This is a genomic window from Curtobacterium sp. APC 4022, assembly GCF_030407555.1.
In the GTDB taxonomy this organism is placed as follows: domain Bacteria; phylum Actinomycetota; class Actinomycetes; order Actinomycetales; family Microbacteriaceae; genus Curtobacterium.
The window spans coordinates 94,139-109,493 of record NZ_JASDDD010000007.1; the positions used below are offsets into that span (position 1 = coordinate 94,139).

Annotated in this window: 17 protein-coding genes; 5 read left to right on the forward strand and 12 right to left on the reverse strand. The window is 72.4% G+C overall.

All coding sequences use genetic code 11. The features are described from left to right. Positions 1-41: 41 nt before the first annotated feature. The 5 genes from QL987_RS04205 to QL987_RS04225 form a co-directional block, all read right to left on the reverse strand. On the reverse strand, positions 42-761 hold the full coding sequence (locus QL987_RS04205) for an SDR family oxidoreductase (RefSeq protein ID WP_290156419.1): 720 nt from the start codon (positions 759-761) through the stop codon (positions 42-44). A 75-nt stretch (positions 762-836) separates the two neighbouring features. Then, positions 837-1,880, reverse strand: coding sequence for a YihY/virulence factor BrkB family protein (locus QL987_RS04210; protein WP_290156420.1), 1,044 nt, complete (start codon positions 1,878-1,880; stop codon positions 837-839). Between the two features lie 2 nt (positions 1,881-1,882). Continuing rightward, entirely contained in the window at positions 1,883-2,344 is a 462-nt protein-coding gene (locus QL987_RS04215; RefSeq protein ID WP_146248218.1) for a hypothetical protein, read from the reverse strand. Between the two features lie 158 nt (positions 2,345-2,502). Beyond that, positions 2,503-3,282, reverse strand: coding sequence for an alpha/beta hydrolase (locus QL987_RS04220; protein ID WP_221849946.1), 780 nt, complete (start codon positions 3,280-3,282; stop codon positions 2,503-2,505). A gap of 1 nt (position 3,283) precedes the next feature. Next, positions 3,284-3,811, reverse strand: coding sequence for a phenolic acid decarboxylase (locus QL987_RS04225; RefSeq protein WP_111075842.1), 528 nt, complete (start codon positions 3,809-3,811; stop codon positions 3,284-3,286). 63 nt (positions 3,812-3,874) lie between these two features. Between QL987_RS04225 and QL987_RS04230 the strand changes: the two genes are divergently transcribed. Then, positions 3,875-4,378 (forward strand): MarR family transcriptional regulator, encoded by a 504-nt coding sequence (locus tag QL987_RS04230; RefSeq protein WP_111075841.1) that lies wholly within the window; start codon positions 3,875-3,877, stop codon positions 4,376-4,378. A 57-nt stretch (positions 4,379-4,435) separates the two neighbouring features. Continuing rightward, a complete protein-coding gene (locus tag QL987_RS04235) occupies positions 4,436-5,176 on the forward strand; it encodes an MBL fold metallo-hydrolase (protein ID WP_290156422.1) in 741 nt (246 codons plus the stop codon). A gap of 367 nt (positions 5,177-5,543) precedes the next feature. Here the strand turns inward: QL987_RS04235 and QL987_RS04240 are convergent, their stop codons facing one another. Genes QL987_RS04240 through QL987_RS04265 form a run of 6 tightly spaced genes read right to left on the reverse strand, consistent with a single transcriptional unit; the run spans position 5,544 to position 10,929 of the window. Then, positions 5,544-6,455, reverse strand: coding sequence for a prenyltransferase (locus QL987_RS04240; RefSeq protein WP_253466809.1), 912 nt, complete (start codon positions 6,453-6,455; stop codon positions 5,544-5,546). After that, entirely contained in the window at positions 6,452-6,919 is a 468-nt protein-coding gene (locus tag QL987_RS04245; RefSeq protein ID WP_290156423.1) for a lycopene cyclase domain-containing protein, read from the reverse strand. Before QL987_RS04245 ends, QL987_RS04240 begins: the two co-directional genes overlap by 4 nt. Then, positions 6,916-7,290 (reverse strand): lycopene cyclase domain-containing protein, encoded by a 375-nt coding sequence (locus QL987_RS04250; RefSeq protein ID WP_290156424.1) that lies wholly within the window; start codon positions 7,288-7,290, stop codon positions 6,916-6,918. The genes QL987_RS04245 and QL987_RS04250 overlap by 4 nt, the downstream gene beginning before the upstream one ends. Continuing rightward, complete coding sequence (gene crtI, locus QL987_RS04255; protein ID WP_290156425.1) at positions 7,290-8,954, reverse strand: phytoene desaturase family protein; 1,665 nt, start codon at positions 8,952-8,954, stop codon at positions 7,290-7,292. The genes QL987_RS04250 and crtI overlap by 1 nt, the downstream gene beginning before the upstream one ends. Continuing rightward, complete coding sequence (locus QL987_RS04260; RefSeq protein WP_290156427.1) at positions 8,951-9,874, reverse strand: phytoene/squalene synthase family protein; 924 nt, start codon at positions 9,872-9,874, stop codon at positions 8,951-8,953. The genes crtI and QL987_RS04260 overlap by 4 nt, the downstream gene beginning before the upstream one ends. Further along, complete coding sequence (locus tag QL987_RS04265; protein ID WP_181439327.1) at positions 9,871-10,929, reverse strand: polyprenyl synthetase family protein; 1,059 nt, start codon at positions 10,927-10,929, stop codon at positions 9,871-9,873. Before QL987_RS04265 ends, QL987_RS04260 begins: the two co-directional genes overlap by 4 nt. A gap of 21 nt (positions 10,930-10,950) precedes the next feature. Here QL987_RS04265 and idi point away from each other — a divergent pair, with 21 nt between their 5' ends. Continuing rightward, positions 10,951-11,502 (forward strand): isopentenyl-diphosphate Delta-isomerase, encoded by a 552-nt coding sequence (idi, locus tag QL987_RS04270; protein ID WP_111075835.1) that lies wholly within the window; start codon positions 10,951-10,953, stop codon positions 11,500-11,502. Between the two features lie 125 nt (positions 11,503-11,627). Here the strand turns inward: idi and QL987_RS04275 are convergent, their stop codons facing one another. Then, positions 11,628-12,122: a hypothetical protein gene (locus QL987_RS04275; RefSeq protein ID WP_290156428.1), complete on the reverse strand. Its 495-nt coding sequence runs from the start codon at positions 12,120-12,122 to the stop codon at positions 11,628-11,630. 350 nt (positions 12,123-12,472) lie between these two features. On the opposite strand from QL987_RS04275, the gene QL987_RS04280 reads away from it, so the two are divergent. Together QL987_RS04280 and QL987_RS04285 are read left to right on the forward strand one after the other, a co-directional pair. After that, the gene (locus QL987_RS04280) at positions 12,473-13,522 is read left to right on the forward strand and encodes a magnesium and cobalt transport protein CorA (RefSeq protein ID WP_111075833.1); all 1,050 of its coding nucleotides are present in this window, start codon (positions 12,473-12,475) and stop codon (positions 13,520-13,522) included. Positions 13,523-13,575: 53 nt separating this feature from the next. After that, on the forward strand, positions 13,576-15,355 hold a 1,780-nt coding region (locus tag QL987_RS04285; protein WP_290156429.1), incomplete at its 3' end, for a hypothetical protein.

A 15,355-nucleotide genomic window follows, 5' to 3' on the forward strand; every position in this document is an offset into this window, starting at 1 on the left:
GGGCCGAGCCTCGGGGCCGAGCCGCGCCGCGGGGGCCGCCGTCAGCGCCGGCGGGACGGCCGGATCGAGAGCATCTCGACCGTGCCACGCTCCGGCAGATCGATCACGGTCCGGACGGCATCGGCGACGTCAGACGGCGCGAGGTAGTAGTCGGTGTCGTAGTCCTCGCCGAGCTTCTCGGTGAGGGCCCGCTGCATGTCCGAGTCGGTCCGGCCCGGGTGCACGCTCGACACCCGGACGCCGTTCGCCCGCTCCTCTTCGCGCAGCGCGTCGGTGAACGCCCGGAGCGCGAACTTCGACGCCGCGTACACGCCGCCCCCGGCTCCGGCGGCGAACCCGGACCCGCTGTTGATCGTCACGACGATCCCCCGCGCGGCCCGGAGCCCCGGCAGCGCGACCCGGGTGAGTTCCGCGACCGCGAACACGTTGGTGGCGAAGACGGCCTCCCACGTGTCGCGCGGGGTGTCCGCGACGCGGGTGCCCTGCTCGACGCCGGCGGAGTGCACGAGGACGTCGACCCAGCTCGGCACGGCGGGCATGTCGCCGGCGCCGAGGTCGCCGACGAACGGCTCCGCACTCGGCAGCGCGGCGACGACCGTGGCGACCGCCTCGGCATCGCGTCCGCCGACGAGCACGTGGTGCGTCCGGCCCAGGTCCTCGGCGATCGCCCGGCCGATCCCCCGGGTCGCGCCGGTGACGAGGGCGACCGGGCGGTCGTTGTCGGGGGTGGGGGCGGAGACGGGAGGCGCGGTGTCGGTCACGCAGGCCAGCCTACGGAACCGGTACCGCGCCTCCCGTCCGGGTGGAGCGTGCGCGCGTCGCGCGGCCGCCGTCGGTCAGTCGTCGTCCTTGGTGCGGCCGGCGCTCTCGCGGATGCGGATGCCCTGCAGGACGTCCTCGGCGCGCTTCTCGTCCTGCTTCTCGATCTGGCGGGTGTCGCGCTCGGGGAGCTGGATGTCCTCTTCGGCGTGGATGCCGGCCTGCAGTTCGCGGCCGCGCTCGAGTTCGGCGTCGAACTCGGCACCGAACAGCAGCGCGTTGTTCGTGATCCAGATCCACAGCAGGAAGACGATCACGCCACCGAGCGAGCCGTACGTGGCGTTGTAGTTCGAGAAGTTGCCGACGTAGAAGCCGAAGCCGACACTGGCGAGGATCCAGATGACGATCGCGACGATCGCACCGCCACTGACCCATTTGAACTTCGACTGCCGGACGTTCGGCGACCAGTAGTAGAGCACCGCGACGATGACGATCATGATGACGAGCAGGATCGGCCACTGCACGATCGACAGCACGAGAGCGGCCGCGTCGCCGAGGCCGATGAGGTCACCGAAGCTGCGAGCCAGGGGGCCGGAGACCAGGGCGAGCAGGCCGACGACGAGCAGGACCACCGTGGTCACGGTGACACCGAGCATCGTCGGGCGGAGCTTCCAGATCGGGCGCCCCTCGCGGACGTTGTAGATGCGGTTCATCGCCCGGCCGAAGGCACCGACGTAGCCGGACGCCGACCACAGCGCACCGAGCAGACCGACGATGAACGTCACCGGGGCGGCGGGCGAGCGGACCAGGCCGTTGATCGGCTCCTGCAGTAGCTTCGCGACGTCGCCGCCGCCGGCGTTCCGGATGACCTGGAGCAGGGTGTTGATCGTGTCGCTCGGGTTCGAGACGAGTCCGAGGACGGACACGATCGCGAGCAGTCCGGGGAAGAGCGCGAGGACCGTGTAGTACGTCAGGCTCGCGGCCAGGTCGGTGCACTGGTCGCTCGTGAACTCCCGCAGGGTCTTCTTGAGTGTGTACGTGAACGACGGCTTCGTGAGGTCCGTCGGGCTGTCCGGCTTCCGGGGGTCGTCCGGGGACGGCTTCTGCGATGCCTTCGCCATGGTCAGCCCTTCATCGCCTTCGTCATCTGCTTGATCGACTTCTTCGCCCGCGCGGCGTCCTTCTTGCGACGCTTCGCGGCGGCCTGGCGCTCCTGGAACACCGGGTTGCCGGTCGGGTCCTTCCGCGCGAACACGGGGACACCCTTCGACTGGCCGTCCTTGCCGACCTTCACCGGCTTGAACACCGGGACGGGTGCCGGCTCGCGGAGGGCACCCAACCGACCGGCGGGGTGGTTGCGGATCCGGGTGCCGACGACGATCGCGGCGAGTCCCGCGGCGGCGGTCATGGCGACGGCGACGAGCGGCGTGGGGTCACGGTGCCAGCGCTGACGGGTCTTCGCGAGGGCGAGCCGGGTGCGGGCGGGCACGTCGGACTTCTGCCGGATGCGCGCGACCGTGTCGACGATGCGCTCCCGGGTCCGTACGTTCCGGAGCTCGAGCTCGGGCATGGAGTCGTTGGGCATGGTCCCTGAGTACACGCTCGGCGGTGTGTGCCGCCGCGGGCGCGCGGGAGCGGGACCCGGCTGTCCCGCGTGCGCACCCGGCGTGCCGGGCAGTTGCGGGACAGCCGGTGCCGGGTGCCGGGTGCCGGGCGTCGGGCCCCGGTGTCAGACCCCCGGCGTCAGGCCAGCCCGACGGTCCGGAGCAGGCGGTCGACGAGTCCGGTGCGCCACGGCACCGAGGACCAGCCGTGGTCGGCGCCGTCGACCTCGACGTACGTCGCCCCCGGCAGCAGTCCGGCGTACCGGCGGCCGTACTCGACCGGGACGATCGTGTCGCCGGTGCCGTGCACGACGACGGCGGGGCCCGGGTAGTCCGAGGCGGGGCCCCAGACGTCGAGGCCGGCGCGGACCTCGTCGAGGAACGCCGTGCCGAGGGCCATGCCCCCGAAGTCGAACCAGCCACGCTCGCGGGCCGGCGCGAGTGGCTGGCCCTGGATCTCGTCCTTGCCGACGATGTCGTCCACCACGACGCCGGCGGGCGACCAGAGCGTCAACGAGGCCACGAGGTCCGGCACCCGGGCCGCGGCGAGGACGGACTCGACCCCGCCCAGGCTGTGGGCGACGAGGTGCACCGGCCGCGATCCCGCGTCCGTCGCCAGGGCTCGGACCATCGCGACGACCTGGTCGACCTCGTCGCCGATCGTGATGTCGGCGAAGTCCCCGTCGCTGAACCCGTGGCCGAGCCGGTCGTACGAGCGGACCCCGGCGCCGCGGGCGGCGAGCGCGCGGGCGGCCTGCACGAACAGCTGCTGTGACCCGGTCGCGTTGCTGCCGAAGCCGTGCACGAACAGCACCAGGGGCGCGTCCGTCCCGCCGTCGACCGCGTTCCACTGCCACCCGCGCAGGGAGGCACCGTGGTGGTCGAGGGCGATCGGCGCGGGGCCCGTCGTGGCCGTCACGTCAGTTGGTCCGGTCGGCGAACCCGGCCGGGAGGTCCGCGGGAGCCGTGTCGACGATCGTCTCGTCGTCCTCGCCCACGTGTTCGAACAGCGTGATGTGGGCGAACTCCGGCACGACGTAGATCGGGTACGTGGGGCCGGCGTCGCGGTGCTCACGCATCAGGTCGAGGTGGTCGTTCTGGAACAGCACGGTCTTGCTGCCATCGAGTTCCACCCAGTGCGGGAAGAAGATCGTGCCGTGCAGCACCCGCTCACCGGGGACGACGTTCACGACGACGCTGGTGCCGGTCGGCTCGTTCCAGGACACCTTGTAGACGCCGGCGGTCAGGACGACCAGGTCGACCGTCTGGTCCTTGACCCAGCGGCCGCCCACCATGCCGGTGTGGATGCGGTAGTCGATCGTCGTGGCGTTCTTGACGTACATCTCGTACTGCCAGCCGTTGGCGTACGTGTAGATGAACCGGTGTCCGACGATGCCGGAGAGGTCCTGCTGGGGTTCGGGGTGTTCGACGCTCGTGGTGATGTCCATGTGTCGATCCTGCTCCACAACTACGTTTGTTGCAATCGCTTCTGCTGCGACTACCCTGAGGGTGTGCGCACCCCGGCGAGTGACCCCGCGGCCAGGTCCGCAGACCGCGGACTCCGCGACGCCGCCCGACGGCTCAGCGCCCTGGTCGGGCCGTTCCGCCGGACGCTCCTCAACGCCTCCCGGTCAGAGGGGGACCTGCCCGCCGTCCCCGACGCGCAGATCGAGGTCCTCCGCCGACTCGACGAAGACGGCTGGGCCAGCCCGACCGCCCTCGGCCGCGCACTCGGCCTCGCCCGCTCCACGGTGAGCAACCTCGTCGCCGCGATGCAGCGGGACGGCCTGGTCGAACGCCGGCTCGCCCGTGGTGACGGTCGCAGCACCGAGGTCGGGCTGACCGACCTGGCCCGCGAGCGCCTCCGCGTGTACGACGCGGCGGCCGAGCGGCTGCTGCTCAGCGCCCTGGCCGGGCTGCCGGAGGCCGACCGTGCGGTGCTGGTGGCGGCGGTGCCGGTGTTGACGCGCCTCCAGGCCGCCATCGCGGACGCCGCCGGACAGCCGCGTCCCTGACGCCCCGACCCGGCACCCCGGACGCCCGTCCAGCGGGCCCGGCCTAGCGTCCGACGCATGCTGTTCCGGGACGTCGCCGAGGGCATCCACCGCCTCGAGCTCGCACACACCAACACCTACCTGGTCGAGACCGGGGACCGACTGCTCGTCGTCGACGCCGGGCTGCCCGCCGTCTGGCCGCACCTGCTGCTCGCCGTCCACGACCTCGGCTACTCCCCCGACCGGGTCGAGGCACTGCTCCTCACGCACGGGCACTTCGACCACGTCGGCACCGCCGCTCGCATGCACCGCGAGTGGGGCACGCCCGTGTTCGTGCACCCGGGCGACCGGGAGCTGGCGGCGCACCCCTACTCGTACCGGCCACAGCAGAACCGGTTCGGTTTCGTCCTGGCGCACCCCGGCGGTCTGCGGCCCCTCGGGCGGATGCTGCTGGCGGGTGCGGTGACCGTCGACGGCATCGAGGAGGTCGAGCCCCTGGAATCCCGCGCCGACGTCCCCGGCAACCCGTGGATCATCGAGACGCCCGGGCACACCGACGGGCACGTGGCGCTGCACTTCGCCGACCGAGACGCCGTGATCGCCGGCGACGCGCTGGTCACCTTCGACCCGTACACCGGCGGGATCGGGCCGCGGGTCGTGGCGCCCGCAGCGACGGCCGACATGGCGACCGCGGTGGCGTCGCTCGACCTGCTCGTCGACACCGAGGCTCGGCACGTCCTGCCGGGGCACGGGCCCGCGTGGTCGGGCGGGGTGCGGGCCGCGGTGGCGCAGGCGCGGCGGGCGGCCGGCGCGGCCTGACGCGCGCGGGGCGCCCGGGTGCGCCGGGTGGGTCCGGTGCGCCGGGTGGCCCCGTGCCCCGAGGTCGCACGATCTGCCGGGCCAGAGCCTCCCGTCCGGCACTTCGTGCGACCTCGGCGGCCCACCGGCGGCGAGTCGTGCGACCTCGGCGGCGGCGGCCCGAACTCGGCCCCGCTGAAGGAGCTCACCCTCGTCGTCCTCGAGGTCGCACGATCTGCCGGGCCAGAGCCTCCCGTCCGGCACTTCGTGCGACCTCGGCGGCGCACCGGCGGCGCGTCGTGCGACCTCGGCACTCCGGCCAGCGGGCGGGGCCCGCGCGGGCCAGGACCGCCGGCGCTGGGTGCCGGCCGGGCACCCGGCAGGGGCGTCAGTGCGTGAAGGCGAAGCCGATCAGGGCCATCGTCACGATGAAGCCCGCCAGGTAGTTGATCCAGAGGAAGCGCTTCCACCCCGCGTTCGCCGCCTCGGCACCGGCGTCGGTGAGGTTCCACCACGGCAGCACGTTGAGCGCGTAGGGCACGACGACGACCGCCGCGATCGGCCCGGGGAACGCCGAGAACAGCAGCGCGACACCGGCGACCAGGTACGCCACGAACGCCAGCCGGACGGTCGCGCGGGCACCGATGACGGTCGCCACGGACCCGATCCCCCCGGCCCGGTCGGCGAGCACGTCCTGCACGGCACCGAACGCGTGCGAGGCGATCCCCCACACGAAGAACGCGATGCAGACGGCGACGAGCTGCCCGGTCCACTGCCCGCCGGCGAGCGCGAGCCCGTAGAGGGCCGGGGACACGAAGTGCGTCGACGAGGTGATCGAGTCGAGGAACGGCTTCTCCTTGAACCGGAGCCCGGGCGCCGAGTACGCGATGACGGCGAACACGCTGACCGCCAGGGCGAGCCACGACCACGGCCCCCCGAGCAGCACGAGCACCAGCAGGAACGGCACGTTGGTGACGACCACGGCCCAGAGGGTCGCGCGGTGCACGCTCTTGTCGAGCAACGCCCCCTCGACGCCGCCCTTGCGCGGGTTGCGCAGGTCGGACTCGTAGTCGAAGACGTCGTTGATGCCGTACATCGCCAGGTTGTAGGGCACGAGGAAGTACACGACCCCGACGAGGAACGCGGCCAGCGAGAACCCGCCGCCCCCGGCGACGCCGACCCCGCTGCCGAGCAGGTACGCGGCGGCGAACGGGTAGGCCGTGTTCACCCAGCTGATGGGGCGCGAGGACACGAACAGCGCACGGAGGGTCGACGGCCTGGAGGCGCGGCTCACGGTCATGGGGTCTCCTCCGGTCTGCGGGACGGCTCGGTCCGGCGATCCGACCGTACCGGTCGCGAAGGCGGTCGCGGACCCGGCCCCGGGTCCGGTCGCGGGTCCGGTCGCGGGCCCGGACGTTCGAGCAGCACCCAGCAGCTCGGCAGCAGCAGCACCGCACCGATCGAGTACGCCAGGTCCTCGACCGGGAACAGCCCGACGCGCGCGCCGAGGACGAGTGCCGGGTCGTAGGCGACGATGCCGAGTCCGACGATCACGTTGTTGAACACGCCGGTCATCACGAGCAGCGCGACGCCGGCGACGACCCCGGCGAGGACGGCGGACCGGGGACCTCGCGCACCGGCACGGGCACCGGGGCGATCGCCTCGTCGTCGCCGCGCCGACACGACGCCGGCCAGGACCGCGACGAGCACGGCGGCCCCGAGGAACGGCACCGCGAGCAGCGCGTACGTGGCGGAGCCGGTCATGCCCGGCCCTCGTGGTGCTCCGGCTCGTGGTGCTCCGGCCCGTCGACAGAACGGGCACGCAGCCGCTCGACCACCGGCCGGACGGCACCGAACAGGTCCATCGTCGTCCAGCAGAGCAACACCAGGAAGAACAGCTCCTCGAGCGGCACGTCCGGCGCCAGCAGCACCCCGGTGAGCAGTCCGTTCGTGCCGATGAAGAAGATGCCGAGGTGCACGCCGACGACGTCCCAGACCAGGAAGAACACGAGCCCGATGACCATCACCACGGCGGCCCGCACCGGGGCGCGCCAGAAGAACAGCCGGTACCGGGCGTCGAGCACCGCGATGCCGGCGATCGCGATGAGGAGTCCGACGAGGTACAGCCCCGGCATCAGCCCGTCGTCCGTACCGGCGGCGCGTCGACGGACCGCCGCAGCGGGGTCGGCAGCGGCTCGGTCGAGGTGTCGCCGTGGATCCGCTTGATGAGGACCTCGGCGCTGATCAGGCACATCGGCAGACCGATGCCCGGGATCGTCGAGGCTCCGACGTAGTAGAGCCCGTCGACCTTGGTGGAGGCGTTCTTCTCGCGGAAGAACGCACTCTGCGTCAGGGTGTGGGCCGGGCCGAGCATCGAGCCGTTCCAGGCGTTGAGGTCGTCGGCGAAGTCCTGCGGGCCGATCGTGCGACGGACGCGGATCCGGTCGCGCAGGTCCGGCACGCCCGAGCGCTCGGCGATGACGTCGATGGCACGGTCGGCGATCGCCTCCACCTGGGCATCACCGGCTCCGTCGATGCCGCCCTTGCCGATCGAGACGTCGGCAGGCAGCGGCACGAGGACGAACAGGTTGCTCTGCCCCTCGGGTGCGACCGAGTCGTCGGTCAGCGAGGGCGCGCAGACGTAGATCGACGCCGGGTCCGGCACGTGCCGGTCCTTGCCGAAGATGGCGCCGAAGTTCTCCTTCCAGTCCTCGGTGAACACCAGCGTGTGGTGCAGCAGTCCGGGGACCTGCCCGTCGACCCCGAGGTACACGAGCACCGCGGAGGGGCCCGGGTCGCGCTTCGCCCAGTGCGAGGCGTCGTGGGTGCGTTGTTCCTGCTCGAGGAGCTCCATCTCGGTGTGCCGCAGGTCGGCGGCACTCACCACGAGGTCGGCGTCCACGACGTGCTCGTCCCCCGCTTCGTCACGGTAGGCGACACCGGTGGCGTGCCCGCCCTCGACGACGATCCGGGTGACGGTGGCGCCGGTGCTGATGACGGCGCCCTCGGCCTCGGCGACGCGCTCGACGGCGGCGATCACCTGCGTGATGCCGCCCTTCGGGTACAGCACCCCGTCGGCCAGGTCGAGGTGGCTCATCAGGTGGTACATGCTCGGTGCCTGGTACGGGCTGGTGCCGAGGAAGACCGCCGGGTAGCCGAGGATCTGCCACAGTCGGTGGTCCTTCACGGCGTTCGACGCGAACGAGGACAGCGGCTGGAGCAGCAGACGGGCGAGCTTGCCCATCCGCTTGAGGACGTCGGGGGCGGCGAGCTTCGTGAGGTCCTGGAACGTGCCGTACAGGAACCGACGGACCGCCATGTCGTACGTGTCGGCGGCGGAGTCGAGGTACTTCGCCATCCTCGCGCCGGCCCCGGGCTCGATCGACTCGAACAGGGCGATGTTGGCCTCACGCGAGGACCGCAAGTCGATCGGCTCGTCCCGGCCCTCGGTGTACACGCGGTACCCGGGGTCGAGGACGTCGAGGTCGAGCTGCTCGTCCGCACTGGTGCCGAGGAGCTGGAAGAAGTGGTCGAACACCTCGGGCATCAGGTACCAGCTCGGCCCGGTGTCGAACCGGAAGCCGTCCTGTTCCCAGGTGCCGGCCCGGCCGCCGAGCTGGGTGCGCTGCTCGAGGACGGTGACGGCGAAGCCGTCGCGGGCGAGCAGGGCGGCGGCCGCCAGGCCGCTGATGCCACCGCCGATGACGACGGCCCGGCGGACCGGGACGGCCCGGCCGGTGGCGGGGGCGGCGGCAGTGGTCGATGCGTCGGTCGGACGGGAGGCACGGGTCGGGCTCATGACGAGCCTCCAGTCTGTGGGGTGGTGACGGTGCGCGCGGGCAGGGTGCCGCGGCGGCTGAGGACACGCGCGGCGAGCCGCGCCTTGACGGGGTTCGGGACCCGGACCCGGGAGGTGACCAGGCGGTCCGCCGGGGTGGCGGCGATCCGGTCGTTGAGCTCCTGGAACAGGGCGTGCGCGAGGGCGACCGCGGGCCGGGCGTCCTTCGGCAGCAGCGGGACGGTGACGGCGGCCCGGTCGAGGTCGGACTGGACGTCGGCGACGAGCCGGTCCTTCGTGGCCTCGTCGAAGCTGCGGACGTCGACGCCCGGGAAGTACGAGCGGCCGAGCACCTCGAAGTCGGCGTGCAGGTCGCGCAGGAAGTTGACCTTCTGGAACGCGGCGCCGAGGGCACGGGCACCATCGACGAGCACCGCGTCGTCGAAGGTGGGACGGCCGGCGCGGTACACGAACGCGCGCAGGCACATCAGCCCGACGACTTCGGCGGAGCCGTACACGTACGTGTCGAACGAGGCCTGGTCGTGTTCCGTCTGCTCGAGGTCCATCCGCATCGAGGCGAAGAACGGTGCCGTCAGCTCGCTGCCGAACCCGACGGTCCGGGCGGTCCGGGCGAACGCGTGCACGACCGGGTTCACCGAGAAGCCGAACGTCATCGCCCGCTCGGTGTCCTGCTCGAGCTCGTCGAGCACGGTCCGGGCGAGCTCCGGGTCGAGGCCGGCCTCGGTGGCGGGGCCGTCGACGACCTCGTCCGCGACCCGGACCAGGGCGTAGACGTTCCGGATGTGCTCGCGGGTGTCCTTCGTGAGCAGGCGACTGGCGAGCCCGAACGACGTCGAGTAGCGGCTGATGACGACGCTCGAGGCCGCCTCGGCGGTGGCGTCGTAGAGCGGGAGGCGACGACCGGTGGTGCTCGAGGTCACCGGACGCGCTCCACGAGTTCGGTGACGAGGCCCTCGAGCCGGGAGCCGAGCTCGTACGGCAGGCCGGCGAGTTCGGCGCGGGCCAGGGCGGTGTGCTCCCGGATGTGGTCGAGGGCGGCGTCACGCGCACCGCACTCGACGAGCAGGGCGCGGAGGCCCGCAGCACGTTCCTCGGTCAGGTCCGGGTCGCCGAGGTAGGGCGCCAGGTCCGGCCAGCAGTCGGTGGTCGCCGCGTAGGCGATGAGCATGGTGCGCTTGCCCTCGCGGAGGTCGCCGATCGCGGTCTTGCCGGTCGAGCCCTCGTTCCCGAAGACCCCGAGCAGGTCGTCGACGATCTGGTACGCGATGCCGATCTCCCGGCCGAAGGCCCCGAGCGCCGCGACGACGGGCTCCGGCGCACCGGCCAGGACCGCACCGGACTGCAGCGGCGCCTCGAAGCTGTAGACACTCGTCTTCGCCCGTTCCATCTGCAGGACCTCGGCGACGGTGGGCATCACGCCGAGGGCGAGGTCGACGTCGGCCATCTCGCCCGCGGCGCTGGCGAACACGGCGTCGTCGAACAGGTCGAGCAGTCGGGAACGGCGGTCCCCGGTGACGCCGCTGGCCTCGATGAAGCGCGGGGCGGCGGCGAGGGCCAGGTCCCCGGCGATCACGGCGGCGCTGGTGCCCCGGTGCTCGGCGGTCGGGAGCGGCAGGCCACCGGTCGTGGCGTTGTCGCGGAACGCGCCGGCGACGTTCGGGCGGCCGCGGCGGGACCAGTCGCGGTCGATGACGTCGTCGTGCACGACGAGGGCGGTGTGCAGCAGCTCGTAGGCGGCGGCGACCTGCGACGCGGCGTGCACGTCCTGGCCGCCGAGGGCGGTGTACGAGGTGAGGACCATGCGCGGTCGGAAGCGCTTGCCGCCCATGCTCGCCTTGCGCAGCACGCGCCAGAGTTCTTCGGACGGTCGGCCGAAGGCCTGGGCTCGGGCGCTCGACACCGTGAAGAAGCGCTCGAGGCACTCATCCACCAGCGCGAGGTCGATGTGCGCCACGGTGGCCGCTTCCTCGGTCATTGGCCTAATCTATCGAGGCAGATGAGCCTTTTCCCGGAAACCGTTGTCCTGTTGGCCGATGACCGTACCCCGATCGGTACGGCGGACAAGTTCACGGTGCACACAGACCAGACGCCCCTCCACCTCGCCTTCAGCTGCCACGTGCAGAACGCAGCCGGCGACCTCCTCGTGACCCGTCGCGCCCTCGTGAAGAAGACGTGGCCCGGCGTGTGGACGAACTCCTTCTGCGGGCACCCCGGCCCGGACGAGTCCTTCGAGGACGCGATCGCCCGGCGCGCCGAGCGCGAGCTCGGCATGACCCTGCACAGTGTCGACCTGGTGCTGCCGGACTTCCGCTACCGCGCGGTGGACGCCTCGGGCATCGTCGAGAACGAGGTCTGCCCGGTGTTCCGCGCCGTGGCCGATGCCGACCCGAAGCCCGCCGACGACGAGGTGTCCGAGTGGGTGTGGCTGTCGGAGCAGGACCTGCGCCAGGCCGTGACCGCCGCGCCCTTCGCGTTCAGCCCGTGGCTCGGGTGGCAGCTCGCGGAACTGCCGCTCGACGCCCTCGGCGCCGAGCGCGTCCAGCGCTGACCGAGTCCTGACCGAGTCCCGACCGAGTCCTGACCGACCCGTCGGACACCAGGCGGGTGCCTGCTGTCCGACGGGTCGTCTGCGTCAGATCCTGATGGAAGCGCTCGGACGTCGCTCCGGGCGTGTCAGTACCACTTCGTGACCGTGCACGACGGGTACGAGGGGAAGCCCGAGGCCCGGATCGTGAACTCCGCCTCGACCGCCTGACTGGTCGGGACCTGCGTCGTGGCACGGAGGTCGATCGCGTGCGAGTTGCGGTCGGTCAGGAGATCCGTGCGCACCACCGGTGTCCCGCCGTTGAGCGTCACGGCGATCGCCCCGGTGCGCGAGCCGACCGCGGAGTCGTTCGGCTGCAGCCCGTACTGGGTGATGTGCGCGGTGAACGTGGTCCCCGAGCGTTCCCACGTGCCGCGGACGTTGCCGTACTGGCAGCTGGCGAAGAGCTCGCCGGTGGCGGTGGTGGCGGCGTCGGATGCCGGAGCACCCCGGTCGGCGGCGGTGGCGGCGGTGGCGGGACCGGCGACGGCGGTCACGGCGAGTCCGCCGACGACGAACGCGGTGGCCAGGACCGCAGCGGTCGATCGACGACGGGTGGTGGTCGTTGAGGTGGTCGCGGACATCAGATCTCCTTCGTTCTGGGGTCGATGGCAACTGCCATCCAGAACATCAGATCAGGAACACCAGCACGGCACAAGGGGGTGGGCCAGAGCTGTTCACTCCCGGTCCACCTCGGCGTCACCGGGGCCGCTCGACGCCACTCGCCGACCGGAGTACGGTCGACGACGGCCCTGCGCAGCGCACGGCCACGGACTGACGAAGGGCAGGTGAGGCGCGATGTCGGGTGACCATCACCACACGGGCCGGCCGTCCCTCGTGGTCGTCGCCGAGCCCGTGTCCTGATCTCCCTGCCGCCGGGGTCCGTCCCGGCCGGCGTCGCGCCCGCTCGCCCTCCCGACCGAGGGAGCAGAGCATGGCACTCATCGACAACGCGGTGTACGTCGACGGCCGACGTGTGGCGTCGCAGCAGAGCCTGGCGCTCGGCACCAGTGGCGACCTGTCGTGGATCGGGCTGCTCCGCCCGGACCCGCACGAGCTGGCGGCCGTCGCGGACGAGTTCGGCCTGCACGAGAACGCCGTCGAGGACGCCCAGAAGGGGCACCAGCGCGCCAAGCTCGAGCGGTACGGCGACACCCTCTTCGTGGTGCTCCGGCCGGCCTGGTACCGGCCGGACACCGGCACGGTCGAGTTCGGCGAGGTGCACCTGTTCGTCGGCGCCCGCTTCGTGGTGAGCGTCCGGCACGCCGAACGCCCCGACCTGGCGTCGCTCCGCGCCCGGTGCGAAGCCGACCCGGAGTTCCTGGCGAAGGGGTCCGAGGCGGTCACCGCAGCGGTGCTCGACGAGGTCGTCGACGGCTACGCGCCCGTCGTCGAGGTGCTGCAGGACGAGATCGACGAGATCGAGGACCAGCTCTTCGCCGGCCAGGTCGACCCCGGGGTGTCGAAGCGGATCTACCAGCTGCTCAGCGAGGTCCTGGCCTTCCAGCGCGCCACGAAGCCGGTGCCCGCGATGGTGCGCGGGCTCCTCCGCGGTGCCGAGAAGTACGGCGTGGACGACGACGTCCAGCACCGACTGCGGAACGTGCTCGACCACGCCCTGCGGGTCACCGAGCGGGTCGACTCGTTCCGGGCCCTGCTCGAGAACGCCCTGACGCTGCACGCGACCCTGGTGTCGCAGGAGCAGAACGAGGCGATGCGTCGGATGACGAGCGCGAGCCTGGCACAGGGCGAGGAGAGCCGGCAGCTGGCACGGGCGGCCCACCAGCAGGGCGAAGAGGTGAAGAAGATCTCGTCCTGGGCGGCGATCCTGTTCGCACCCGGGCTGATCGCGGGCGTCTACGGCATGAACTTCGACCACATGCCGGAGCTGCACTGGCGGTACGGGTACCCGGTGGCGCTCCTGGCGATGCTCGCGCTGGCGGGGGTGCTCTGGGTCGTCTTCCGGAAGCGCAACTGGCTGTAGGCGCGAACCGGACAGGGCGGACAGAGCGGTCCACCGTCGGTACGGTCGCTTCAGTGAGGATCACACGACTCCGTACCGCCGCCGCCCTGCTCGCCGGTGTGCTGGCCCTCGGCACGGGAGCCGGCCTGGCCGCCACCCCGGCCACTGCCGCCCCGGCCGCCCCCGGCTGCGACTACGCCGACAGCGGGACGGGCACGTACGCGGACACGCTGTGCTGGCTCGACCTGTCCGCTCTCGACCCGGCCGTCGCCACCACCACCGCCGGGCAGCCGCTCGCCCTCGAGCTCCCCGGCGGCTACCGGCTGCAGGCGACCGTGACCGTCTCGGGAGGCCCGGTCGCCGCCGTCGCACTGCCCACCTACGTCGGCTCCTGGCTGGGCAACGGCGGGCACTACACCGGCGTCGACCCCGCGGTCCGACCAGCGCTCAACCAGCAGGCGAGCGGCACCACCTCGACCGCGACCCTCAGCGACGTCCGGGTGACCGACGCCTCCGGTGCCCGTGTCACCGGCTGGTCGCTCGTCGGCGCCGATGCCGAGGAGACCGCGAGCGGCGAGAGCATCACCTGGACCTCCAGCTCGCCGTTCACGTCGTTGACCGTGCGTCCGGACGGCACCGACGAGCGCGGGACGGCCTGCGGACGCGGCTTCACCGGCATCGGCACCACCACCGTCACGTGCAGGGGCACGGGCAGCAACCCGACCGGCACCGCGATCGTCGCGACCCGCGAGCCCACGACCTTCAGCCAGACCATGGTGAGCCGCGGCGGTCGGGAGGGCGTGGCCTTCGGTGTCCTCGTCTCCCGCGTCTCGATCACCAAGCAGGTCGTCGGTGGCTTCGGCGGTGACGCGTTCACGGTCGGCGTGACCGACGCCGCCGGTCGGACGGTCGCGCGTGCCGACACCGCGGGAGGCACGACCGCCACGACCGGGGACGTCACGATCCTGGTCGCCGCGGACGGCAACCCGCTGACGTTCTCCGAGCAGCCCTCGGGCGGTACCGACGCCGGCCGCTACGGCGACCCCTCGTGGGCCTGCACGCGGAACGGGGCCGCCGCGACGGACCTGCCGAGCGGGACCGGCGTCGGCACCAGCACCGACATCCCGGTCGGCGTCGGTGACGCGATCGCCTGCACCGTGACGAACACCGCACTGCCCGCGGGGATCACGCTCACCAAGCGCGCGGACGTGACGGACGTCGACGGCGACCGGCTCGTCGACGCCGGTGACCGGGTCACGTGGACCTTCGACGCGCAGAACACCGGGCAGGTCCCGCTGTCCGCGGTGGCCGTCGACGACCCCAGCGGCGGCACGGTGACGTGCGACGCGACCGTCCTCGCTGTCGGTGCGACCACCACCTGCCGCACGGACGCGCCCACCACGGTCACCGCTGCGGACGTCGACGCCGGCTCGCTGACGGACACCGCCACGGCGACCGCCGCGGTGACGGGGACGACGTCGACCGTCCGCTCGGACCCCGCCACGGCGACGGTCGCCACCGAACGCGCCGAGGTCGCCGTCGTCGCCACCCCCGGTGACCCGACCCCGGAGGGCGTCACGCCCGCCGGCCTGGAGGTCGCGGTCGAGGTCTCGAACCCCGGCACCGTCCCGCTCACCGACGTCGAGGTCAGCATCCCGGACTCCGACCCCGTCACCGTGCCGGACGTCGCGCCGGGTACCACCGAGGAGACGACGGTCGTCGTGCCCCTGTCGGACGAGCCGGCGACCGTCCCGGTCACGGTGGTCGCCACCCCCGCGGGGAGCCTCGGCGCCGCCGACCCGGTGTCGGAGTCGGTGGACGTGGTGGTCCCGGCCGCAGCGGACCCGGGCCCGA